The sequence below is a fragment of the Xanthomonas sp. JAI131 genome (genome assembly GCF_013410075.1).
In the GTDB taxonomy this organism is placed as follows: Bacteria; Pseudomonadota; Gammaproteobacteria; order Xanthomonadales; family Xanthomonadaceae; genus Xanthomonas_A; species Xanthomonas_A bonasiae.
Genome location: NZ_JACCCN010000001.1, coordinates 115339 through 138658, shown reverse-complemented (window position 1 = coordinate 138658; position 23320 = coordinate 115339). Strand labels below are relative to the sequence as shown.

Here is a 23320-nt window from a genome sequence, read left to right as displayed (position 1 = left end):
GCTTCCAGGAGATTGCCCGATGTCCAGCACCCTCGCCCCTTCGCCTGCGCCCGCGCTGCCGGCCGAACCGCTGGCCACCCGCGTGGCCGAATCCGGCCTGCTGCCCGATGCGCTGCTGCGTGCGGCGATGCGCAAGCTGTGCACGCAGCGCCTGCGCGATGAGCGCCGCGGCGGCGCCGACGCGGCCTGGGAACGCCAGCGCGCCTTCGTCGAGGCCCTGCGCGGCAGCGCCATCGCGATCGAGACCGATGCCGCCAACCGCCAGCATTACGAACTGCCGCCGCGCTTCTTCGAGCTGTGCCTGGGCAAGCGCCTGAAGTACAGCAGCTGCTACTGGGACGCCGGCACCCCGGACCTGGACGCGGCCGAGGAACGCATGCTGCACCTGTACGCCGAACGCGCGCAGCTGCGCGACCGCCAGCGCATCCTCGAACTGGGCTGCGGCTGGGGTTCGCTGACGCTGTGGATGGCCGAGCACTATCCCGGCGCGCGCATCACCGCGGTGTCCAATTCGCGGCCGCAGCGCGAGCACATCGAGGCGCAGTGCCGCGCACGCGGGCTGCGCAACGTGGAGGTCATCACCCATGACGCGAACACCCTGACCCTGCCGCACGCGAGCTTCGACCGCGTGGTGTCGATCGAGATGTTCGAGCACATGCGCAACTACCGCGAACTGCTGGCGCGGATCGGCCAGTGGCTGGTGCCGGGCGGTCGGCTGTTCGTGCACATCTTCTGCCACCGCGACCTGGCCTACCCGTTCGAGGTGCAGGGCGAGGACAACTGGATGGGCCGGCACTTCTTCACCGGCGGGCTGATGCCGGCCGCCGACACCCTGCTGCAGTTCCAGGACGACCTGGCGCTGGAACGGCGCTGGCTGCTGTCCGGCGAACACTACGAGAAGACCGCCAACGCCTGGCTACGCAACCAGGACCGGCACCGCGCCGAACTGATGCCGGTGCTGCAGGCCACCTACGGCCGCGACGCGAAGATCTGGTGGCAGCGCTGGCGCATGTTCTGGATGGCCTGCGCGGAGCTGTTCGGCTACGAGCAGGGCCAGCAGTGGGGCGTGGCGCATTACCGGTTCGTCAGGCGTTGAAGCGCCGGGATTGGGGAGTCGGGATTGGGGAGTCGCAAAGGCGGGGCTGCGTGCCCTGAAGGGCGACGTGATGCGGAGCGGCCCTTGCAGCGATCGCATGGTGCAGGCAGCCGGAAGTGGGGATCGAATCCCGACTCCCCAATCCCCAATCCCGGCCTTCCACTCACACGGCAGCGGTGATCACGATCTCGATCTTCCACTCCGGGTTGGCCAGCTTGGCCTGCACGGTGGCGCGTGCCGGGGTGCTGCCCGGGCAGACCCAGGTTTCCCAGACCTTGTTCATCTCGGCGAACTCGGCCAGGTCGGTCATGTAGATCTCCGCGCGCAGCACCTTGCTCTTGTCGCTGGCGGCGCGCGCCAGCAGTTCGTCGATCGCCGCCAGGACCTGGCGGGTCTGGCCGGCGATGTCGGCGCTGGCGTCGTCGGCGATCTGCCCGGCCAGGTAGGCCACGCCGTTGTGCACGGTCATTTCCGACATGCGCGGGCCGGTATCGAATCGCTGGATCATGAGGCGGTGTCCTGAAGAGGGGAAACCCGGGCATTGTCGCGCGATTGCGCCAGGCCTGCAGGCCGCCACAGCCGGTAGGCGACCAGCAGCAGCCAGGCCAGGATCAGCACGATCGCCAGCTTCTGGGTCAGCCCGCGCGGCGGCGCGCGCCACAGCACATGCACCCACAGCGCCACGAACGCCGCCACCGCCAGGGCCATCACCGTGCCGGCATGGCCCTGCCACGGCGCTTGCCGGCGCAGCCAGGCGCTCTGCAGCAGCATCGCGCTGGTCGCGCACAGGAACGCGGTCTGCGCGAACAGCGCGTGCAACAGCGGCGCCAGCAAGGGAGCGCGCTGCGGCAGGTAGCTGTCGCCGATCGCCACCCCGCACAGGCCCAGCCCGGCGACCGCGAACAGCAGCAGGGGCGCGGCGCTGCGTGCCGGCGGCGGGGCCTGCGCATACAGGCCGGCGGCCAGCGCGACGATGCCCGCCGCCAGCAGCACGTAGACAATCCGCAGCAGCAGCCCGCCGGGGCCGTGCAGGTACAGGCTCAGCGTCGCCTGCTGCCAGTGCAGGTCGGCGCGCAGCAGCTGCAGCGCCAGCGCCACGCCGAGGAACAGCAGGCACAGCAGCGTGGCGAGGGCGCCGGCGGCGCGCGGCCAGTGCGGCGGCGCGGCGGCGCGGGCCAGGGGCGTCGGCATGGGATCGGCTCCGGGTCGTAGCGGGAAACGCGATGCGCGACGCATGCGCGCGCCCGCACCCTCCGCGCACACCGACGCGGTGCCGACGTGCGATTCCACTATGATGCGCGTCGCCGGTGTCGCCGGTACAGCCCCAGGCCACCCGATATCGCGATGCACCAGCCCCGTTCCGCCTGCAGGCGCGCCATTGCGCTGGCCCGCACCGCCAACGCCACATGCCTGCGCGACGCCGCTGGCGCCTGCGCACAGTTCCCTCTCTCCTTCGCTTACGCTCCCCTGCAATGACCGACGCCGCGCCCTCCGTTTCCCCGTCCCCCTCCGCCGCTGGCTGGCGCCGTGCGCTGCCGGTGGTGTTCAGCCTGGCGATCCTGGCGCTGGCGCTGCGCGCGCTGGCCACCGAGTTCAGCACTCACGGCTACGCCGCGATCCGCCATGCCTTCAACCAGCTCAGCGTCGGCCAGATCGCGTTGACCCTGCTGCTGGGGCTGAGCAGCTACGCCTGCCTGATCGGCTTCGACGCGGTCGGCCTGCACCGCAGCGGGCGCAAGCTGCATCCGATGCGGATCGGCGTCACCGCGTTCCTGGCGCACGCGGTCGGGCAGACCCTGGGCTTCGCCGCGCTCACCGGCGGCGCGGTGCGCCTGCGCGGCTACGGCCGGGTCGGGCTGAGCCTGGCCGAGATCGGCCAGGTGGTGCTGATGAGTACGCTCGGTTTCGTGTTCGGCGCCTGGCTGCTGCTGGCATTGGCGCTGACCCTGGAACCGGCGTCGGCGGCGCTGGCGCTGCCGCTCGGCGCCTCGGCGGTGCGCGCGTTCGGCATAGCGCTGCTGGCCGGCTTCGGCCTGATGCTGCTGCTGGCCGGGCGCGAAGGCCGCATCCTGCGCTGGCGCACCCACGAACTGTGGCTGCCGGACCGGCGCACCGCGCTCGGCGTGACCGCGCTGAGCGTGGTCGAACTGGGCCTGGCCAGCGCCGCGTTCTACGTGCTGCTGCCGAACGAATCGGGCATCGAGTTCGTCGGCTTCGTCGGCCTGTACCTGGTCGCGGTGGTGGCCGGCCTGATGTCCACCGTGCCGGCCGGCCTGGGCGTGTTCGAATGGAGCCTGCTCAAGCTGCTGCCCGGCGTGGCCCCGGCCGCGGTGCTGGCGGCGGCGCTGATCTACCGCATCACCTACTACGTGGTGCCGCTGCTGCTGTCGGTGCTGATGGCCGCGGTCTCGGGCCTGCGCCGGCCGCTGGCGGCCAGCGCCGGCGGGGTGCGCGTGGCCTGGGGCACGCTGCGCCCGTGGCTGCCGCAGATCATCGCGATGGCGGTGTTCGCGGTCGGCGCGGCGCTGGTCATCGACGGCACCCTGCCGACACCGAAGCGGCGCCTGGGCATGGCGCCGCTGTCGATCGTGGAGACCTCGCACCTGCTGGCCAGCCTCGGCGGCGTGGTGCTGCTGCTGATCGGCCAGGGCCTGCAGCGGCGCAGCCATGCGGCCTGGGTGCTGGCGATCGGCATCTGCGTGCTGCTGCCGCTGCCGGCCTGGCTGCGCGGCGGCCACGCCTCGGTGGCGCTGTCCTCGCTGGTGGTGGCGGCCGGGCTGTGGGGCGCCCGGCGCGAGTTCTACCGCCAGGGCGCGCTGCTCGACGAGGCCTGGTCGTGGCCGTGGCTGCGCAATCTGGGGCTGGTGCTGATCGCCACGGTGTGGCTGCTGTTCTTCGTCTACAGCCACGTCGAATACCAGAACGAACTGTGGTGGCAGTTCGCCACCTCGGCCAATGCGCCGCGGGCGCTGCGCGCGGTGCTGCTGGTCAGCGTGGCGGTGGTGGTGTTCGGGCTGGCGCGGCTGCTGCACAGCACGCGTTCGCCGCTGCCGGCGGCCGACGCGGCGCAGCTGGACGCGCTGGCGCCGGTGCTGGCCGCGGCCACCGACACCCAGGCCTGCCTGGTGCTGACCGGCGACAAGGCGCTGCTGCCCGACGAAGGCGGCCAGGGTTTCGTGATGATGCAGCGCTACGGCGGCTCGCTGGTGGCGATGGGCGACCCGGTGGGCCCCCCGGAGGTCGCGCGGGCGCTGATCTGGCGTTTCCGCGAGGAAGCCGACCGGATGGGCCTGCGCCCGGTGTTCTACCAGGTCGGCGAGCAGCACTGGCAGACCTACCTCGACCTGGGCCTGACCCTGGTCAAGCTCGGCGAGGAAGCGATGGTGTCGCTGGAAGACTTCCACCTGGAAGGCCGCGACCGCGCCGACCTGCGCCAGGCCTGGAACCGCGGCAAGCGCAGCGGGCTGAGCTTCCGCATCGTGCCGCTGGAGGAGATCGACGCGCTGATGCCGGTGCTGGCCGACGTCTCGCAGCAATGGCTGGAGGAAAAGGCCGGCGAAGAGAAGGGCTTCTCGCTGGGCAGCTTCGACCCGGCCTATCTGCGCCGCTTCCCGATCGCGGTGGTCGAGGCCGAGGGCAAGGTCGTGGCCTTCGCCAACCTGTGGCAGGCGCCGGCCGGACACGAGCTGTCGGTGGACCTGATGCGGCACATCGCCGATGCGCCGAAGGGCACCATGGATTTCCTGTTCATCGAGCTGTTCCTGTGGGGCCGCGAACAGGGCTACAAGCGCTTCTCGCTGGGCATGGCGCCGCTGTCGGGCCTGGCCCAGCACCGCCTGGCCGGACGCTGGAACCGCTTCGGCAACCTGATCGTGCGCCATGGCGAGCGCTTCTACGGCTTCACCGGCCTGCGCCGCTTCAAGTCCAAGTTCGCGCCGGCCTGGCGCACCCGCTACCTGGCCGCGCCCGGCGGCATGCATCTGCCGGCGGCGCTGCTGGACGTGACGCGGCTGATTTCGCTGGATCCGCGTAAGCCCGATTGACGGCCGGGATTGGGGATTGGGGATTTGGGATTGGTAGCCATTCGGCTGCGGAAACAGGGATTTGAGGGGACCGGGGATGACGCCCCGCGGCAACGGTCGGTTTGTGGGAGGGGCTTCAGCCCCGACGCTTCAGCGGCACTGCGTCGGGGCTGAAGCCCCTCCCACACATGCCGCTCTTGCGAATCCCCAATCCCCAATCCCCAATCCCGGCCCTCAATCGATGCGCTGCAGGATCTGCTTGGCCAGTTCCGCGTAGTCGCCCTTGAAGTGATGGTCGCCCGGCAGCTTCACCTGTTGCGCGCCGCCGTGCGGCAGGTCCGGGCACAGCGTGTCGTCGTCGTCTTCGCCGTAGATGCACAGGGTGTGCGCGCCCGGCATCTTCGCCACTTCCGGGGCGATCGGCAGGCCGTCGTCGCCGGAGCTGATCCAGTTGGAGACGTGGAATTCGTAGTCGGCGGTCTTGCCCAGCGACAGCAGCGCGGTGGCCTGCACCTGCTCGCGCATCGCCGGCGGCAGTTGGTTGTAGGCCGCCGGCAGCACGTCGGCGCCCTGCGAGAAGCCGATCAGCACCACGCGTCCGCGCTGCCACAGGTGGCTGTAGTGGCGGTAGATGCGGTCCAGGTCGGTGGCGAAGCCCTGCGGGGTGCGCTCGCTCCAGAAATAGCGCAGCGAATCCACGCCGACCACCGGGATGCCGGCCTGGGCCAGCGCGCCGGCGACCTGCTGGTCGAGCCCGGCCCAGCCGCCGTCGCCGGAAACGAAGATCGCGAACACCTGGTCGTTGGCGTTGCCGGTGGCCGCTGCGCCTGCCGCGGCCGGCGCAGCGACCGCAGGCACCTCGACCACCGGCAGCCCGGCCAGGTCGACCGGCGTCGGCGGCAGGCTGACCCCGCGCTGCGCGCCCAGCGAACGCACCGCCGCGCGCAGTCCGGGCAGCGGATCGCCGCTGGCGCTGCGGCGGAACTGCCGCGCCTGCGGCACCTTCTGCAAGAACGCATCGCTCTGCTGGGTGCAGCGGCGCTTGCCCGGCGCATCGATCGCCGCCAGCCACGGCAGCGGCAGCGTCGCCGGCTGCAGCGCGCGCGCCGGCGCGGTGATGCCGGCGCCGCAGATCTGGTCGTCCAGCACCTGCACCGGGCAGAAATCCTCGGTGACCAGGCCGGCCAGCAGGTGCTTGGGCGCCTGCGCCGCGACCGCATAGGCCAGCGCGGCGCCGTCGCCATCGCCGACCAGCAGCGGCAGGCGGTAGGTCGGCACATGGTAGTAGGCCTGCACGTAACGCGAGAAGTTCTCCACGTCGCCGGCGGAGAAACCGCAGGTGCCGGGGATCTTGGCCAGCACCGCCTGCAGGTGCGCGCCATCGATCACCACCACCATCGCGCCGTCGTCGCGCAGCGCCTCGATCTGGCGCATGCGCGCCGCCTCGCCGTGCTTGCCGCCGGCGAACCACAGCACCACGCGCTGCGCCTCGCCATGCGGCAGCAGCACCGGGACCTGTTCGAAGCGGCCGTGGCTGAGTTTCTCCGGGACCGCAGCCGGTGTCGCCGCTGGCGCGGCTGGCGCTGGCGCCGCTGCCGTCGTCGCAGGCGCCGCCGAGGCGGCAACCGCGGCGGCCAGGCCGGCCAACGCACATCCCCACATCCATCCGCCACGCATTCGCATCATCCGGCAATCCTGAAAAGGCGTGTAAAGATAATCCCGAACGGCGGCGGCGCGAAGCACGGCGCGGGCGCCGGTTCATGCGGGGTACGCCGGGACGTTGCACGCGGGGCCGGCGCGGCCGCCCGCAGGCGGGCGCTCACGCGCCCGGGTCGGCCTCGGGATGGCGCAGCCGCCACGCCGCCAGCGCCAGCCGATAGCGCGCCACTTCGTCGTTGTACAGGTCGTGGACGCACAGCGGGCAACCGCTGTTGCAGCAATCACTTGGCAGCGGCGGCTGCGGCGCTTGCGGGCACGGATCGGCAGGGGCGGAATCGGGATCGGACATCACGGTGCGCGGCGGGTGGCACGCCAGCGGCGTGAACAGGTGCGCATTGTAGAACGCCGGCGCGGCCGGCTCAGCCGATCGCCTGGCGCAGGTTGGCGCGCGCCGCCGCGTCGTAGCGCGCATGGAACCAATCGCTGAGGAAGATGCGCGGCTGCGCCAGCACCGTCTTCAGGAACGCCCGGCGCTTGCGCCGATACAGCCAGCCCGGCACCACGCCGCGGTATTCCTCGGCGATGGCGCGATCGTAGGCGGCGAACCCGGCGGGATCGGCGCCGAGAATGGCCATGTCGCAATCCAGGAACAGCGCCGCCTCGGCATCCACCGCAGCGGCGGACAGTTGCCCATGGCGCGCCGTCAGTTCGATCAGCGCGGCGACGCGCGCCGCGTCCAGCCCGGCAGCGGGCAGCCACTGCGCGATCGCCGCCTGCGCCATGCGTGCCGACTGCGCCTCGTTGTCGCCACGCCCGGCCTGATACACCGCGTCGTGATAGAGCACGGCCAGGTAGACCTCGCGCGGCTGCCGCCAGCCCAGGGCCGCGGCGACCTCGGCATAGTGGCCCAGCACCGCCTGCACATGGCCGAAATGGTGATAGGCGCGCGGCGGCGTGGCATAGGCCGCCTGCAACTGCTCCCATTGCGCGGCGGGCAGGGTCAGCGGCGGCGCCGGTTCGCTCATCGGATCGCCTCGCCACCGGCAGACGCAGGCCCGGCCGCATCCGCCGACAGCGGCCAGGTCGCCTCGTGCACATAGCGTCCCTGCCCTTGCACGCTGCGGATCAGGCTCAGCGCGGCGACCGTGCAGCGCAGTTCCGGCACGGTTTGCGGCGGCACTGTCTGCTCGTCGTAGCTCAGGGTGATATGCGGGACATAGGCCGCGTCGGCGCGCGTGGCCACGCCCTGGCGGCCGAGTTGCCGCTGCAGCGCCTCGCGCAGCCGGCGCAGCGCGGGCGGCTCGGCGTCGCCAAGCAACACCAGCGGCCGCGTGCGCGCGCGGCCGCCGAAGCTGGCGACCCGATCGAAACACAGCTCGAACGGCGCCGCCGCCAGTGCCTGTCCGGCGGCATGCGCCTGCTGCAACAGCCGTGGCGGAATGCCGGCGTATTCGCCGAGGTAATGCAGGGTCAGATGCAGACGTTCCACCGGCAACGCGCGACCGCGCAGATCATGCGCGGCACGCAGGCGCTCGCCAATCGCGAAGGCGCGCTGCGCGGTGGCCGGGTCCGGCAGCACGGCGAAGAACAGGCTCTCGCGCGGCGCGGGCGCAGCGAAGCCGAGCGAGAACTGCGCGTTTGCGGAAGAAGGATCGTGGGCCATCGGCAGGGTGCGGACGCCGCAGGCGCTGCGGCGACGGGACAGGGACCGCCATGGTAGCAAGCGCGTTGCGCCCGGCGCGCGACCGCTCGCTGCGCAACGCAAAAGGCCGACCGGATGGACTCCGGTCGGCCTTTGCGCATTTCGGCATCGGCACGCTGCGATCCGCGCGGATCGCAACGTGCGTTGCCGTCGATGAAGGCCAGGCGCTAGCCCGGCCTGCGGCTCAGGCCGCGTTCTTCATCGCCAGCTTGCGGTTGCGCATCACGTCGTGACAGGCACGCACTTCCGGCAGCAGCTTGGTGGCGGCATCGCGCGCGGCGACCGGAGTATCGCTGTCGGCGATGGTCTCGTTGAACGCCTTCAACAGGCGATCCTCGGACTCTTCCAGCTCGGCCACGTAACCGTACTTGGTGTCGCCCAGCGTCGCGCGCACCTTGCCATACATCTGCTGCATGCTGCCGACCAGCGTGCCGTGCTCGTCGGGCTTGCCGCCGACCGCCTGGACCACGGCGCTCAGGCTGCTGACGATGTCGGACTTGACCCCGGCAATGCGCAGGAACAGCGCGGACAGCTCGGTATCGCCGACCTTCTGCGCCGCTTCTTCGTAGAAATCCTTGCCGTCGCGGGAAATGGCGATCAGGTCGTTGAGGCTGTGAGTGGTCTTGCTCTGAATGCTCATGGATGGAACTCCTTCTGCAATGGGCCGGCGAACATCGCGCAACGGGCACGTCGGGTCGTGTTCCCTGGATGTCGCTTGGCCGCGGGATGAAGAGTCTTGCCGCGTTGCGTCGTGGGAGAGATGCTGGACGCCGGGGCATAAAGTGCACGTGAGCCGAAACGGCCGCGTCCTCACGCGACGCTGGCAGGCATGAACGAACATTCATCGCCAGCGCGCGGCACTCATTGGCGATATTTTCGCCGTGCCGTGCATGCGCCCGGCACGGCACGCCGCGGCGGAGTTATCCACATGCTTGCCCCGCACTCATCCACAATCGCTGTGGATGAATACGCGGCGCCGGCCAGCCAGCCGGCAGGCACGGCATCGGACGCGGCCGCGATGGCCGCATTCCCTGGCACGTGCGACGCGTCGGCAAAGGGCTATATTTGCCGAAAGACCCTCCCATCCGGGATTCCCCACGAGGTGCGCCATGTTCGGCTGGACCGCATTCGCCCTGGTCGCCGCGACGGCGATCGCGCCGCCGCCCGCACCGCCGTCGCCGCCCGCTCCATCTGCGCCACTCGTCCCCGAAGAGATCATGCGCGTCCCGCCCGCGCTGCATGCGCTGGTGCAGCAGCGCATCGACCGCCACAGCCCGCCCGAGCAGCGCCTGCAGCAGTTGGTGCGGCTGGCCTTCGACGTGGACGGCCTGGATCTGCAGTACGACGCCAAGGCCACCAACAGCGTTGCCGAGAGCTATACGACGCGACGCGTCAACTGCCTGTCCTTCACCCTGCTGTTCGTGGCCCTGGCGCGCGACGCCGGGGTGGACGCGCAGGTGCAGGAAGTGGGCCGCGTCCTGAGCTGGTACGAGGACGGCAACGCGCTGTACAACGCCGGCCACGTCAACGTCCTGGTGCGCATCGACGGCAGTCGCCGCAGCGTGGACCTGGACCGCAGCGTGCTGATGGACCGGCGCGGTCCGCAGCCGATTTCCGACCGCCGCGCAATGGCGCACTACTACAACAACCGCGGCGCCGAGCTGATGGCCAACGGCGACCTGCCCGCCGCGCAGCAGCACATGGAGATGGCGCTGCGGATGGACCGCGACTTCGCCGCCGCCTGGAACAACCTCGGGGTGCTGGCGCTGCGCCAGGGCGATCCGCAGACTGCCGCGAACAACTACGCGACCGCACTGTCGATCGATCCCGGCCACGTGTCCGCGCTGTCCAACGCCGCCATCCTGTACCGGCACCTGGGCGACAGCCGGCACGAAGCGGCGATGCTGGCGCGGCTGCAACGGGTGCAGCTGACCGACCCGTTCCACCAGTACCTGCTCGGCAACGAGGCGGAACGGCGCCAGGACTATGCCGCGGCGATCGGCTACTACCGGCATGCGCTGCGCCTGTACGACAACGCGCACCTGCTGTATTTCGCCCTGGCCCGCGCCTATCTGCTCAATGGCGATCCGCGCCGCGCCAACTGGGCGTTGCAGCAAGCCGTGGAGCACGCCGACAAGACCGCGCAGCCGCGCTACCAGGCCAAGCTGGAAGCGTTGCGGCGGTTGACGCACAACACCCAGGCGCAGCGCTGAGCCGCAGCGGGCGAGCAGCCGATCAGGCCGCGCGCGTGGCGTCGGCGTCGGCGTCGCGCATCCACGCAGCCACACCTACCACAGCGCGCCGCCCCACCCGCCTGGCGCGATCGCACCAGGCCCTATGCCGCCCGGCTCAACAGGCTTGCGCCAGGCGCTGCGCACGGCGCGCGTCGTGGCGCGCCCACAGGTACACCAGCAGGCCGCCCAGCGCCGCCGCCGCGCCGACGTAACCGGTCGACGTCCAGCCCAGCCCGGCACTGATCGCGATCCCGCCCATCCACGGTCCCAGCGCGTTGGCCAGATTGAAGGCGGCATGGTTGGACGCCGCGGCCAGGGTCTGCGCCTCGCTGGCCACGTCCATCAGCCGGGTCTGCAACACCGGCGCCAGCGCGCCCATCGTGCCGACCGCGACCACCGCCGGCAGCACCGCCCAGGGCGAGTGCGCGGCCAGCGGCCAGGCCAGCAGCACCGCCATCGACCACAGCAGCACCAGCGGCACCGCACGGAACTGCAGCCGGTCGAACAACCAACCGCCGGCGAGGTTGCCGAGCAGGCCGCCGAAGCCGAACGCGCACATCGCGAACGGGATCCAGCGTTCGGACACGCCGGTGACCTGGGTCAGGGTCGGTGCCAGATAGCTGAACACGCAGAACATGCCGGCGAAACCGACCGAGCCGATGCCCAGCGCCAGCCACACTTGCGGACGGTTGAACGCGCGCAGTTCGCGCAGCGGCTGCTGCCGCGGCTCCTGCGGATCGGCCGGCAGCAGGCGCGCGACCAGCACCACGGTCAGCACCGCGATCGCCGCCACCAGCGCGTACGCGTAGCGCCATTGCGCCACCTGGCCCAGCCAGGTCGCCAACGGATTGCCGACCAGCACCGCCAGGTTGAGCCCCAGCAGCACCCGGCTCACCGCCGCGCCGCGCTGGTCGGGGCGACTGATCGACGCGGCGACCAGGGTAGCCACGCCGAAATAGGCGCCATGCGGCAGCCCGGCGATGAAGCGCACCAGCAGCATGCTGTGGTAATCCGGCGCCAGCGCACTGGCCAGGTTGCCGACCGCGTAGAACCCCATCAGCGCCAGCAGCAGCGTGCGCCGCGGCCAGCGCGCGCCGACGATCGCCAGCAGCGGCGCGCCGACCACCACGCCCAGCGCGTAGGCGCTGATCAGGTGCCCGACCTGCGGTTCGTCGATCGCCAGCCCGCGCGCGATGTACGGCATCAGGCCCATCGTGGAGAACTCGCTGGTGCCGATCGCGAAGCCGCCCATGGCCAGCGCGAACAGGATCAGCACGTAGCCGCGGCGCGACAGCGGCGCCTGGGGAGTGACGGGAGTGGACATGCCCTGGGACCTGATCGAGGGCTGCCCATTATTGTGCATCGCAGCATGCAAAGGCACCCATGCGCGTGCAACACCGCGTTGCGCGCGGTCTTCGCCGGCGTCGCGCCAGCCGTCCGCCTCCCGCCTGGCGAGGCAGGCCGCGCAGCGCCGCCAGCACGGCATCGCCGCCGCTGGCGAGCCTGCCGCCAGCAACGCACTGTCCCATCGCGGCGACGCGCAACCGGGGCGACCATCCCCATGTCTTAGCGGGAGACGGCGACGCCTTCGGCGCTGTGCCGTCCATGCCCCCATTCCTAGTTCGAGAAACCCTGCCGATGACCGCTACCGCTTCCCCCCTGTTCGCCCCGCTGCGCCTGGGCGCGATCGAACTGGCCAACCGCATCGTGATGGCGCCGCTGACCCGCAACCGCGCCGAAGGCGAAGGCCGCATCCCCTCGCCGCTGGCGCCCGAGTACTACGGCCAGCGCGCCAGCGCCGGGCTGATCGTCGCCGAGGCCACCCAGATCAGCCCGATGGGCCAGGGCTACATGGATACGCCCGGGATCTACAGCGAGGCGCAGGTCGCCGCCTGGAAACAGGTCACCGCCGAGGTGCACCGCCGCGGCGGCAGGATCGTGCTGCAGCTGTGGCACGTCGGCCGCATCTCGCACGTCAGCCTGCTGCCGGACGGCGCCGCGCCGGTGGCGCCGAGCGCGCTGCGCGCCAACGCCAAGACCTATACCGCCGAGGGCTTCAGCGACGTCTCCGCACCGCGCGCGCTGCGCCTGGACGAGATTCCGGCGCTGCTGGAGGACTTCCGCCACGCCGCGCGCAACGCCATCGCCGCCGGCTTCGACGGCGTGGAAGTGCACGCCGCCAACGGCTACCTGATCGATCAGTTCCTGCGCGACGGCAGCAACCACCGCGACGACGCCTACGGCGGCAGCATCGAGAACCGGACCCGGCTGCTGTTCGAGGTGGTGCAGGCGGTGGCGCAGGAAATCGGCGCCGAGCGCACCGGCGTGCGCCTGTCGCCGGTGACCCCGGCCAACGACGCGCACGACAGCGACCCGCAGCCGCTGTTCGAGCGCGCGGTCGAACGCCTGGATCCGCTGGGCCTGGCCTTCCTGCACGTGATCGAGGGCGCCACCGGCGGCCCGCGCGACAACATCGCCTTCGACTACGCCGCGCTGCGCGCCAAGTTCCGCGGTCCGTGGCTGGTCAACAACGGCTACGACAAGGCGCTGGCCGAACGGGTGCTCGGCGCGGGCGCTGCCGACGCGGTCGCGTTCGGGCGTCCGTTCATCGCCAATCCGGATCTGGTGGAGCGGCTGCGCCGCGACGCGCCGCTGAACCCGCTGGATGCGGACACGCTCTACGGCGGCGGCGCCAAGGGCTACACCGACTACCCGACGCTGGACTGAGAAACCAGACGCGCGGCGGCACACGCGTGCCGCCGCCGCTGCACCTCAAGGCGTCGCCGCCTGCTGCGGCGGCGCATCCGCAGACAGATGCGCCTGCAGGAAGCCGGCCACGCCGCTCCACAGCGCGGCACGGTGATCGACGTCGGCGAAGCCGTGGCCCTCGCCCGCGAAGGTCAGACCCACCGGCGGGTTGCCGGCCATCTCCAGCATCCGCAGCATGCGCCGGGTGTGTTCGTAGTCCACGCGCCGGTCCTCCAGCCCGTGCGCCAGCAGCACCGGCACCTTGATCGCCTCGTAGCGGTACAGCGGCGAAGTGCGGGTCATCTGCTCCAGCTGCGTGTTCGGATTGCCCAGCAGCCGCTCCAGGTCGGCGCGACTGTCGGCATCGCGCGCGCCGTCGCTGGCGGTGTAGATCAGGATCCGGTCGGCGACCCCGGCGATCGACGCCACGCAACGGAAACGCGCCGGCCAGCGCATCGCCATCACCAGCGCCGAGTACCCGCCATAACTGGCGCCGAGCACGCACATGCGCTGCGCATCCAGCGGATAGCGCGCCAGCGCCTGTTCGATCGCCGCGTCGATGTCGTCCTCGATCAGCGTGCCGAAACCGTCGCGCCCGGCTTCGCGGAACGCGCGGCCGTAGCCGTCGGAGCCGCGGAAGTTGACCCGCAGCACCGCATAGCCGAGCGAGGCCAGGAACTGGGTGTCCGGATCGAAGCCCAGCGAATCGGCCACGCCGATCGGCCCGCCGTGCGGGAACACCACCAGCGGCTTGCGTCCGCCGCCCGGCGGCAGGGTCAGGAACGCTTCCAGCGGCAGCCCGTCGCGGCCCTTGAACTTGAGCACCTCGCTGGGCGCGAAATGCAGGCCCTGCAGCCACGGCATGTCCTCGGCGATCGGCGTGGCGGCGCGCTTGTCCAGGTCCAGGTGGTACAGCTGCGGCGGCTGGTCGGCGGCGTCGGCCCACAGGATCATCTGCCGTCCGTCCGCGTTGCGCGCGGCGATCTGCACGTTGCGCCCGGGCAATGCGGCGCTCAGCGCGCGGCCGAGGCGTTCGTCGGTGCTTTCGAAGTAGTGGGTGACCAGGCGCCCGCTCTCGTAGTAGGTGACCCCGATCGGCGTGCGCCGCGGGCCCTGGATCAGGTCGACCACATCGACCCCGGGCTGGCTGAACAGGGTGCGCACGATCTTGCGCGCGGTGACGTCGTAGGCGACCAGATCGCGCTGGCCGCGCCCTTCGTCGGTCACCGCGTAGATCTCGCCGGCATCGAAGGACAGCCCGACCGGCTGGAAATCGCGCAGGTCGCTGAGCCTCATCACGTCGCGGTAGGTCGCGCCCATGCCGTCGCGGTACAGAAGCACGTAGTCGTCGTCGCGCCGCACCACCGCCAGGCGCAGCCGCCCGTTGCCGTCGGTCAGCCAGCCCACGTCGCGTTCCAGGCCGATGTTCAGCCGTTCCTGGAAACGCGGCCGCCAACGGTCGATCGCCGCCTGGCTGGACACGTCCATCAACTGCACCGCGTTGTCGCCGTTGCGCAGCGTGGTGGCGTACAGCACCGTGTTGGGCGCCTGCGGCAAGGCATCGACGATGTAGCCGCCATCGGGCAGGGTCAGCGCGCTCCACTTGCGCTTGCCGTCGGCGCCGACATCCACGCGCATGCCGCGCACCACGTCCTGGCCATGCGGCACGCGCACGGTGAACAGCAGCGCATCGTTGCCGGCCCACAGCAGTTGCTTGATCGGCTCGACGCTGGTGGCCAGCAGGCGCTGCTGGTTGCTGGCCAGATCCAGCAGTTCGATGCGCCATTCGTCCTTGCGCTCGTGCAGCTGCAGCGCCAACAGGTCGCCGCGCGGATTCAGCTCCAGCGCGTTGACCAGACCGCCGCGGAACACGGTGGCGGGGGCGATCGGCATTGCGGCCGGCGGCGGCGGCGCGCGCAACGCCACCTTCGCCGCCGGCGTGGCGTTGGGATGCTGGGCCAGCGCCTGGCGGTAGAACTGTGGGAACGGATCGGGATAGTGCCCCGAATAGCCCAGTTCGTAGTGCGTCCACACTGCCGGATGGGTCTGCTGCAGCCAGTCCATCGCCGCCAGCGAACGGTTGACCATGCCCAGGTCGAAATTGAACAGGGACTTGGGCCGGAACAACAGGTCGCCGGGATAGGTGATGCGTCCGGGCTGGATGCGGAAGCGGAACTCGTCGCTGTCGCGCATGTTGTAACTGAATCCCAGCAGCAGCGAGATCTTGCGCCAGGCGTAGTTGCCGACCGGCGCGATGTACAGCCGGTAGCTGATCCCCGGCTTGAGCTGGGACATGGTGCCGGCGCCGAAGATCTTGCCGTCCTTGTTCAACTCCACGCCGTACAGGTCGACATCGGTATCCACCGCGACCAGCACCAGGCCCTCGTCGGGCGCCAGCTGCGGCGTCTGCCCGGGTTTGACTTCCTGCATCCGCGCCCACGCCGGCAATGCCAGCGTGCACAACGCCAGCAGCAACAGCCACGCCAGCCGGCGCCCCACGCGACCGCCGGCCGCGACAACGTGCTTTTCCATGATGTCCCCTGTTTCCTTGCCGGGCGGCAGCCCCCTGCGCCCAGCGCGCATCATAGCCGCGCCGCAGCCGCCTACGGCAGCCGCTAGAGCACCAGCCGCGCGCCGAGGAAATCGACGAACACGCGCAGCTTCGGCAGCATGTGCCGGCCGGACGGCCACAGCAGGTGGAAGGTGCCGGTGGAGTCGACGTAGTCGTCGAGCAGCGTGCGCAGCGTGCCGGCCGCAAGCTCCGCGCGCACCGAGTGCTCCGGCAGGAAGGCGATGCCGCAGCCGCGCAGGGCGAAGCTCAGCCGCGTCTCGATGTTGTTGCAGACCATCGACACCGGCAACTGCAGGCCGGCTGCCGCCGCGCCCATCGGCCAGGCTTCCAGGCGCCCGCTGCTGCGGAAGCGGTAGTGCAGGCACTGGTGGGCGAGCAGATCGGCCGGCCGCAGCGGCGTGCCGCAGCGCTGCAGGTAGTCCGGCGCGGCGACCAGGCAGCGGCGGAAGCGGCCCAGGCGGCGCGAGGCCAGCCGCGAGTCGTCCGGCTCGGCCACGCGCAGCACCGCATCGAAGCCCTCCTCGATCACGTCCACCAGACGGTCGTCGAAATCCAGGTCCAGCTGGATCTGCGGATAGGCGCGCATGAAGTCGGCCAGCACCGGCAGCAGCACGTTGTTGTTCATCGGCAGGCTGATCCGCAGCCGCCCCTTCGGCGTCGTGGCCAGGCTGCCCAGCTCGCCGCGCGCCGCTTCGGCCTCGGCCAGGATGCGCCGGCAGCGTGGCAGGAACAGCTGGCCTTCGGCGGTCAGGGTCAGGCTGCGGGTGCTGCGATGGAACAGACGCACGCCCAGCGACTGCTCCAGGCGCGACACGCTCTTGGCCATCGCCGACGCGGACAGGCCCTGCACCCGCCCGGCCTCGGCGAAGCCGCCACTCTCCACCACCTGTACGAAGCCACGCAGGCTGCCCAGACTGTCCATCGCACCGCCACCATTGCGGACATTTACGTCCTCATAGCCAGGAACTCTACCCGTCTTTTTCCGCAATCGGCATGCGCCCACGCTGCACCTCCCCCTCCACGAGTCGCGCCGATGCCCACGTCCCCCACCGCCGCTCCTGCGCCGACGCTGTCGCCGCACCACGCCGCACCGCTCGATGCCGCGATCGACGCCGCGCTGCGCCAGCAACGCCTGGTCGGTGCGGTGGTGCTGGTCGCCCGCCGCGGCGCCTGCCTGTACCGCCGCGCCGCCGGCTGGGCCGACCGCGAGGCGCAGCGGCCGATGCGCGAGGACACGACGTTCCGCCTGGCCTCGGTCAGCAAGCTGGTGGTGGCGACGGCGGCACTGGTGCTGGTCGCGCAGGGCCGCCTGGCGCTGGATGCGCCGGTCGCGCGCTGGCTGCCCTGGTTCCGTCCCGCATTGCCCGACGGACGGGTGCCGGACATCAGCCTGCGCCAGTTGCTCAGCCACAGCGCCGGACTCGGCTATCGCTTCCTGGAGCCGGCGGACGGCGCGCATGCGCGTGCCGGCGTCTCCGACGGCATGGACAACAGCGGGCTGAGCCTGGAAGACAACCTGCGCCGCCTCGCCGGGGTGCCGCTGCAGTACGCGCCCGGCACCGGCTGGGGCTATTCGTTGTCGATCGACGTGCTCGGCGCGGTGCTGCAGGCGGCCAGCGGCCAGGCGTTGCCGGCATTGGTGCGCGACCTGGTCACCGCGCCGCTGGGCATGCACGCCACCGCCTTCCATGCCGAGGACGCGGCCCGCCTGGCCGTGCCCTACGTCAACGGCGCCCCGGCGCCGCACCGGCTGGGCGAAGGCGAAGTCGTCGCGCCGTTCGCCGAGGGCGCCGGCATCGTGTTCCATCCCTCGCGTGCGCTGGACCGCGACGCGTTCGCTTCCGCCGGCGCGGGCATGGTCGGCAACGCCGGCGACGTGCTGCGCCTGCTCGAGACGCTGCGCGGCGGCGGCGCGCCACTGCTGCCGGCCGCGCTGGTCACCGAGATGGGCCGCGCGCAGGCCGGCGACTTCGGCCCGCCGGACGGGCCCGGCTGGGGCTACGGCCTGGGCTTTGCGGTGCTGCGCGATCCCGCGCCGACCGCGACCCCGGAAGCGCCCGGCACCTGGCGCTGGGGCGGCGCCTACGGGCACAACTGGTTCGTCGATCCGGCGCGGCAGCTGAGCGTGGTGGCGTTGACCAACACGCTGTACGAAGGCATGTCCGGGGCGTTCGTGGTCGAGCTGCGCGACGCGGTCTACGCCAGCCTGCGCGAGGTATCGGCATGAGCGGCGAATGCCTCGTGCCGTGCCCGGCTGCGTCCGCCGCGACCGCGCCGCCGGCGGCGCGGCGCCTGCCCTGGAACGGATTGCTGGCGCTGGCCTGCGCCGGCTTCATCACCATCCTCACCGAAGCGCTGCCGGCCGGCCTGCTGCCGGCGATGGCGGCGGGGCTGGGCGTCGGCGAAGCCTGGGTCGGCCAGTTGGTCACGCTCTACGCGCTCGGCTCGCTGCTGGCGGCGATCCCACTCACCGCCGCCACCCGCCGCTACCGGCGGCGCCCGTTGCTGCTGCTCGCCATCACAGGCTTCGCGCTGGCCAACACGGTCACCGCGATCTCCGCCAGCTATCCGTTGATCCTGGCCGCGCGCCTGCTCGCAGGGGTCAGCGCCGGGTTGCTGTGGGCGCTGCTGGCCGGCTACGCGCGCCGGATGGTGGCGCCGGCGCAGCAGGGCCGCGCGATCGCGGTGGCGATGGTCGGCACGCCGCTGGCGCTGGCGCTGGGCGTGCCGGCCGGCACCCTGCTCGGGCAACAGTGGGGCTGGCGCTGGACGTTCGGCGCGATGTCGCTGCTGAGCCTGGGCCTGCTCGGCTGGGCGCGCGGCGCGCTGCCCGATTTCGCCGGCCAGGCGGCGACTGCGGCGCTGCCGCTGCGCCGCGTGCTGGGCCTGCGCGGCGTGGCCCAGGTGCTGGCGGTGATGCTGTTGTTCGTGCTCGCGCACAACCTGCTCTACACCTACGTGGCGCCGCTGCTGGCGCTGTCGACCGCGGCGGCGGCGCTGGACCGCTGCCTGCTGTTGTTCGGCGCGGCCTCGCTGCTGGGCATCGTCGTGGTCGGCGTATGGATCGACCGCTGGATGCGGCCGCTGCTGCTGGCCAGCATCGGCCTGTTCGCGCTCGCCGTGCTGGCGATGGCGCTGTGGCCGCGTTCGCCGGCGTTGCTGGCGGTGGCGCTGGCGACCTGGGGCGTGGCGTTCGGCGGCTGCGCCACGTTGTTCCAGACCGCGATCGCGCGCCGTGCCGGCGACGCCGCCGATCTGGCGCAGTCGCTGGTGGTCACCGGCTGGAACCTGGCGATCGCCGGCGGCGGCATGCTCGGCGGCGCATTGCTGCAGCGTTCCGGCGCCGCCGCCCTGTCCTGGGTGGCGCTGGCGCTGCTGGTGCTGGCGTGGGCATTCGCGCAACGCCGGCACGGCTGAGCGAACGCCGACGAGTGAGCCGCAGCGCCACCACCGGCGCCGGCCATGCGCGTGCCGAGTGCCGGCGTCCCGTGCGCAACGCCCGCTACGCGGCGCCGCGCACCGCCGCTGCTCGCCGCGAACGCGATGCCGGCGCCGGCGGCCGACGCGGCTCAGGCCTTGCGCAGGAAGCAGGTCTTCAGCACCAGGCCCTTGATCTTGTCCGAATTGCCTTCGATGTGCTCGGCATCGTCCTCGACCAGGCGGATGCCGCGGATCACCGTGCCCTGCTTCAGCGGGATCGACGAGCCCTTGACCTTCAGGTCCTTGATCACCACCACGGTGTCGCCGGCCTGCAGCACGTTGCCGTTGCTGTCGCGCACCACTGTTTCCGCGGCGGCTGCGGTGTCCGCCGCCGCCGGCCATTCGTAGCCGCAGTCGGCGCAGATCCACAGCGCCCCGTCGACATAGGTGTTTTGCAGGGTGCATTGCGGACAGGCGGGTGCGGCGGACATGGCGTTCCTTGATACGGCGACGACGGGAGGACGCCTATTGTAGCCGCCCGCTCCACGCCGCCGCGTGCCGCGGCCCCGGCCGCTCTTCCCGCAGGAATCCCATGTCCGCCGCTTCCGGTTCCCGCTTCGCGATCTATGCCGCGCTCGCCGGCAACCTGGCCATCGCCATCGCCAAGTTCGTCGCCGCCGCGTTGTCCGGCAGTTCGGCGATGCTCAGCGAAGGCGTGCATTCGCTGGTGGATACGGTCAACGAGCTGTTGCTGCTGTACGGCCTGCGCCGCGCCGCGCGGCCTGCCGATGCCAGCCATCCGTTCGGCTACGGGCGCGAGCTGTATTTCTGGAGTTTCATCGTCGCCCTGCTGGTGTTCGCGCTCGGCGCCGGGGTGTCGCTCTACGAAGGCATCGCGCATGTCCGCAATCCGGAGCCGGCCAGCAACCACACCCTCAACTACGTGGTGCTGGGCCTGTCGATCCTGTTCGAGGGCGGTTCGTGGTGGGTGTCGCTGCGCGAGTTCCGCGCGCGCAAGGGCGCCATGGGCTACGTGCAGGCGTTCCGCGAGAGCAAGGACCCGAGCCTGTTCACCGTGCTGCTGGAAGACAGCGCCGCGCTGATCGGCCTGTTCATCGCCTTGCTCGGCCTGCTGGCGGCGCAGTGGCTGCAGATGCCCGAGCTGGACGGCGTGGCCTCGATCGGCATCGCCGCGGTGCTGGCCTGTTCGGCCTTCGTGCTGGCGCGCGAGAGCAAGGGCCTGCTGATCGGCGAACCGGCGGCGCGACCGCTGAGCGATGCCTTGCGCCGCATCGCCGGCGCCGATCCGGACGTGCGCGCGGTCAACGGCGTGCTGAGCGTGCAGATGGGGCCCGAACAGGTGGTCGCCGCGCTCAGCGCCGAGTTCGAGGACCAGCGCAGCACCGCGCAGATCGAGGCCTGCATCGAACGCATCGAACGCGCCGCGCGCGCCGAGCACCCCGAATTGCAGTCGCTGTTCGTCAAGCCACAGACGCCCGAGGCGTGGCGGGCGCGACGCAGCGCGTTGCGCGCCCCGCCGCCGGCCTGAACGCGCGATCCGGCGCACAGACTTGCGATCCGCCGCCGCTTTTCGTTAGGGTATTCGGGTAGCACCTCCCATCGCGCTGTGACTGTGCCGGCGTATCCCACTTCCTACTGAATGAGGTTTCCCATGGAGATCGCCAATGGCCTTGTCGCCACCATCCACTACACCCTGACCGACGACGCCGGCGAGGTGATCGATCAATCCGCGCCGGACAATCCGCTGAGCTATCTGCACGGCGCCGGCAACATCGTGCCTGGGCTGGAAAAGGCACTGACCGGCAAGCGCCCCGGCGAACGCGTGCAGGTCGACGTGATTCCGGCCGAAGGCTACGGCCCGCGCCACGAGCAACTGCAGCAGCAGGTGCCGCGCAGCTCGTTCCCGGATGCCGAGGGCCTGCAGCCCGGCATGCAGTTCCAGGCGCAGACCGACCAGGGCCCGCTGCTGGTCACGGTCACCGAGGTCGGCGCGGAGCTGGTGACCATCGACGGCAACCATCCGCTGGCCGGGCAGGTGCTGCATTTCGCGGTGGAAGTGGCCGGCGTGCGCGATGCCACCGAGCAGGAAAAGAACCAGGGCCACGCGGGCGCGGCGCTGTAACCGCCCGCATCCCGGCTTGCAACCGCACGAGGCCCGCAATCGCGGGCCTCGTGCATTGTGCGGCGGCGGCAGCGACAGGCGCGGCCACGCCCCGGCAAGCGGCCGCCGCCGGCTTGCGCCGCGCTGCGGCTTGCCGCACAGTGCGCGGCCCCCTGCCCGGCCCCGCAGCGACATGAGACTCGGCATCGATTTCGGTACCAGCAACTCCGCCGCCGCCGCGGTGATCGATGGCCGCGTGGTGCCGATCGGCTTCGGCGACCAGCACCAGTTCCGCACCACCGTGTACTTCCCGGAAGTGATGCGCGATCCGTCTGATTTCGAGCTGACCCCGGTGCTGGAGCGGCAGGTGGACGAGCTGATCGAGGCCGGCCGCCGCGATGCCGCCGCCGCCGGCCGCGAGCGCAGCCGCGACGAGTTGCGTCGCGACGCGATCCGCGTGGTGCGCCGGCAATGGATGGAAGCGCAGATGCGCGAGCCGCGCAGTTCCGCGGCGCTGCTGCAGAACGCGGTGTACGGCGACGCGGCGCTGGACGCGTATTTCGTCGAAGGCGAAGGCAGCCTGGTGCAGAGTCCGAAATCGATGCTCGGCTACAACCTGCATCCGCGCGCCAAGCAGACCATTACCGGCATCGCCACGCACATCCTCGAGCACATCCGCCTGACCGCCTCGCAGCAACTCGGCATGCAGGTGCGCAGCGCGCTGCTCGGGCGCCCGGTGCAGTTCCGCAGCTCGATCGGCGAGGCCGGCAACGCGCAGGCGCTGGATATCCTGCACAGCGCCGCGATCGCCGCCGGCTTCGACGACATCGCGTTCCTGGAAGAACCCGCCGCCGCGGCGATGCACTACCACGCCGGCAGCGGCGAGCGCCACGACACGGTGGTGGTGGACATCGGCGGCGGCACCACCGACATCGCCCACGCCAGTGTCGGCGGCGACGGCGCGCCGCAGGTGCATCGCGCCTGGGGCATCGCCCGCGGCGGTACCGACATCGACCTGGCGCTGAGCCTGGCCAGCTACATGCCGCTGTTCGGCCGCGGCAGCACCCGCGTGCCGGCGCACCACTACGTCGAAGCGGCGATGGTGCAGGACACCACGCGCCAGCGCGATTTCCGCCAGCATCGCTACGACGACGTGCCGCACCCGTACGACACGCGGCTGCAGGCGTTGCAGGACACCGGCAACACCGCGCGCCTGTACCGCGCGGTGGAGCGCAGCAAGATCCTTCTCAGCGACAGCGCGCAGCACGAGGAGGCGCTGGATTACATCGAAGCCGGGCTGCAGGTGCAGGTGCGGGCCGACGAGCTGACCCACGCCGCACGCAGCTATCTGGAAGCGCTGGGCGAACTGCTCGCGCAGGTCCGCAGCGACATCGCCTGCGATCCGGCCGCGGTGTTCCTGACCGGCGGCATGTCGCGCGCCGGCTACATCCAGCAGGTGGTCGCCGCCGCGTTCCCGCAGGCGCGCCTGGTGCACGGCGATCCTTCGTTCGGCGTGGTCCAGGGCCTGGCCCTGGCCGCCGCGCAGCGCTGACCGGCGCAGCCCGCGGCGTCTCGCCAACCGCGCCGCAGCGCGCGCTGGCGCGGCCGCGCGTGCGCAAGGCGCTAGCGCAGGTTCCGTTCATACGCAAGAGGCGCGACTGGCGTAATATGCGCGGTCACGCTTCAGCGTCACGTTTCTACACGCGTCTCGTCCGGCCGTTTCTGTCGCCCGACTCGCCCCTCTT

At 71.3% G+C, this 23320-nt stretch carries 20 protein-coding genes; 9 read left to right on the top strand and 11 right to left on the bottom strand.

All coding sequences use genetic code 11. The features are described from left to right. Positions 1-19 precede the first annotated feature (19 nt). Positions 20-1096 carry a cyclopropane-fatty-acyl-phospholipid synthase family protein gene (locus HDC36_RS00625; RefSeq protein WP_179563753.1) on the top strand — a complete coding sequence of 359 codons (1077 nt, stop codon included), beginning with the start codon at positions 20-22 and terminating at the stop codon, positions 1094-1096. Positions 1097-1259: 163 nt separating this feature from the next. On the opposite strand, the gene HDC36_RS00620 is transcribed toward HDC36_RS00625, so the two are convergent. Then, entirely contained in the window at positions 1260-1604 is a 345-nt protein-coding gene (locus HDC36_RS00620; protein WP_179563752.1) for a RidA family protein, read from the bottom strand. Further along, on the bottom strand, positions 1601-2287 hold the full coding sequence (locus tag HDC36_RS00615; RefSeq protein WP_179563751.1) for a DUF998 domain-containing protein: 687 nt from the start codon (positions 2285-2287) through the stop codon (positions 1601-1603). The genes HDC36_RS00620 and HDC36_RS00615 overlap by 4 nt, the downstream gene beginning before the upstream one ends. A gap of 281 nt (positions 2288-2568) precedes the next feature. Between HDC36_RS00615 and mprF the strand changes: the two genes are divergently transcribed. Next, positions 2569-5139 (top strand): bifunctional lysylphosphatidylglycerol flippase/synthetase MprF, encoded by a 2571-nt coding sequence (gene mprF, locus HDC36_RS00610; RefSeq protein ID WP_179563750.1) that lies wholly within the window; start codon positions 2569-2571, stop codon positions 5137-5139. A 213-nt stretch (positions 5140-5352) separates the two neighbouring features. On the opposite strand, the gene HDC36_RS00605 is transcribed toward mprF, so the two are convergent. The 5 genes from HDC36_RS00605 to HDC36_RS00585 all read right to left on the bottom strand — a co-directional run bounded on the left by HDC36_RS00605 (position 5353) and on the right by HDC36_RS00585 (position 9119). Further along, positions 5353-6804, bottom strand: coding sequence for a virulence factor family protein (locus tag HDC36_RS00605; RefSeq protein WP_179563749.1), 1452 nt, complete (start codon positions 6802-6804; stop codon positions 5353-5355). 133 nt (positions 6805-6937) lie between these two features. After that, positions 6938-7126 (bottom strand): oxidoreductase-like domain-containing protein, encoded by a 189-nt coding sequence (locus HDC36_RS00600; RefSeq protein ID WP_179563748.1) that lies wholly within the window; start codon positions 7124-7126, stop codon positions 6938-6940. Between the two features lie 70 nt (positions 7127-7196). Beyond that, positions 7197-7802, bottom strand: coding sequence for a hypothetical protein (locus HDC36_RS00595; protein WP_179563747.1), 606 nt, complete (start codon positions 7800-7802; stop codon positions 7197-7199). Beyond that, positions 7799-8440: a 2'-5' RNA ligase family protein gene (locus tag HDC36_RS00590; protein WP_179563746.1), complete on the bottom strand. Its 642-nt coding sequence runs from the start codon at positions 8438-8440 to the stop codon at positions 7799-7801. Before HDC36_RS00590 ends, HDC36_RS00595 begins: the two co-directional genes overlap by 4 nt. Positions 8441-8663: 223 nt before the next feature. Then, complete coding sequence (locus tag HDC36_RS00585) at positions 8664-9119, bottom strand: PA2169 family four-helix-bundle protein (RefSeq protein ID WP_179563745.1); 456 nt, start codon at positions 9117-9119, stop codon at positions 8664-8666. 469 nt (positions 9120-9588) lie between these two features. On the opposite strand from HDC36_RS00585, the gene HDC36_RS00580 reads away from it, so the two are divergent. Beyond that, on the top strand, positions 9589-10692 hold the full coding sequence (locus HDC36_RS00580) for a tetratricopeptide repeat protein (RefSeq protein ID WP_255432554.1): 1104 nt from the start codon (positions 9589-9591) through the stop codon (positions 10690-10692). 136 nt (positions 10693-10828) lie between these two features. On the opposite strand, the gene HDC36_RS00575 is transcribed toward HDC36_RS00580, so the two are convergent. After that, positions 10829-12037: an MFS transporter gene (locus tag HDC36_RS00575; protein WP_179563744.1), complete on the bottom strand. Its 1209-nt coding sequence runs from the start codon at positions 12035-12037 to the stop codon at positions 10829-10831. 314 nt (positions 12038-12351) lie between these two features. Between HDC36_RS00575 and HDC36_RS00570 the strand changes: the two genes are divergently transcribed. Then, positions 12352-13440 carry an alkene reductase gene (locus HDC36_RS00570; RefSeq protein ID WP_179563743.1) on the top strand — a complete coding sequence of 363 codons (1089 nt, stop codon included), beginning with the start codon at positions 12352-12354 and terminating at the stop codon, positions 13438-13440. A 45-nt stretch (positions 13441-13485) separates the two neighbouring features. Here the strand turns inward: HDC36_RS00570 and HDC36_RS00565 are convergent, their stop codons facing one another. Both HDC36_RS00565 and HDC36_RS00560 read right to left on the bottom strand, forming a co-directional pair. Further along, positions 13486-15993, bottom strand: coding sequence for an alpha/beta fold hydrolase (locus tag HDC36_RS00565; protein WP_179563742.1), 2508 nt, complete (start codon positions 15991-15993; stop codon positions 13486-13488). An 83-nt stretch (positions 15994-16076) separates the two neighbouring features. Then, a complete protein-coding gene (locus tag HDC36_RS00560) occupies positions 16077-16955 on the bottom strand; it encodes a LysR family transcriptional regulator (protein WP_179563741.1) in 879 nt (292 codons plus the stop codon). 111 nt (positions 16956-17066) lie between these two features. Here HDC36_RS00560 and HDC36_RS00555 point away from each other — a divergent pair, with 111 nt between their 5' ends. Further along, entirely contained in the window at positions 17067-18260 is a 1194-nt protein-coding gene (locus tag HDC36_RS00555) for a serine hydrolase domain-containing protein (protein WP_179563740.1), read from the top strand. Then, the gene (locus HDC36_RS00550; RefSeq protein WP_179563739.1) at positions 18257-19450 is read left to right on the top strand and encodes an MFS transporter; all 1194 of its coding nucleotides are present in this window, start codon (positions 18257-18259) and stop codon (positions 19448-19450) included. Before HDC36_RS00555 ends, HDC36_RS00550 begins: the two co-directional genes overlap by 4 nt. A gap of 152 nt (positions 19451-19602) precedes the next feature. Here HDC36_RS00550 and HDC36_RS00545 read toward each other — a convergent pair whose 3' ends face one another. After that, positions 19603-19944 (bottom strand): zinc ribbon domain-containing protein YjdM, encoded by a 342-nt coding sequence (locus HDC36_RS00545; protein WP_179563738.1) that lies wholly within the window; start codon positions 19942-19944, stop codon positions 19603-19605. Between the two features lie 101 nt (positions 19945-20045). Here HDC36_RS00545 and HDC36_RS00540 point away from each other — a divergent pair, with 101 nt between their 5' ends. The 3 genes from HDC36_RS00540 to HDC36_RS00530 all read left to right on the top strand — a co-directional run bounded on the left by HDC36_RS00540 (position 20046) and on the right by HDC36_RS00530 (position 23127). Further along, the gene (locus HDC36_RS00540; RefSeq protein WP_179563737.1) at positions 20046-21002 is read left to right on the top strand and encodes a cation diffusion facilitator family transporter; all 957 of its coding nucleotides are present in this window, start codon (positions 20046-20048) and stop codon (positions 21000-21002) included. Between the two features lie 123 nt (positions 21003-21125). Then, on the top strand, positions 21126-21596 hold the full coding sequence (locus HDC36_RS00535; RefSeq protein ID WP_179563736.1) for a peptidylprolyl isomerase: 471 nt from the start codon (positions 21126-21128) through the stop codon (positions 21594-21596). A 172-nt stretch (positions 21597-21768) separates the two neighbouring features. Then, entirely contained in the window at positions 21769-23127 is a 1359-nt protein-coding gene (locus tag HDC36_RS00530) for an Hsp70 family protein (protein WP_179563735.1), read from the top strand. The last annotated feature ends 193 nt before the right edge of the window (positions 23128-23320 follow it).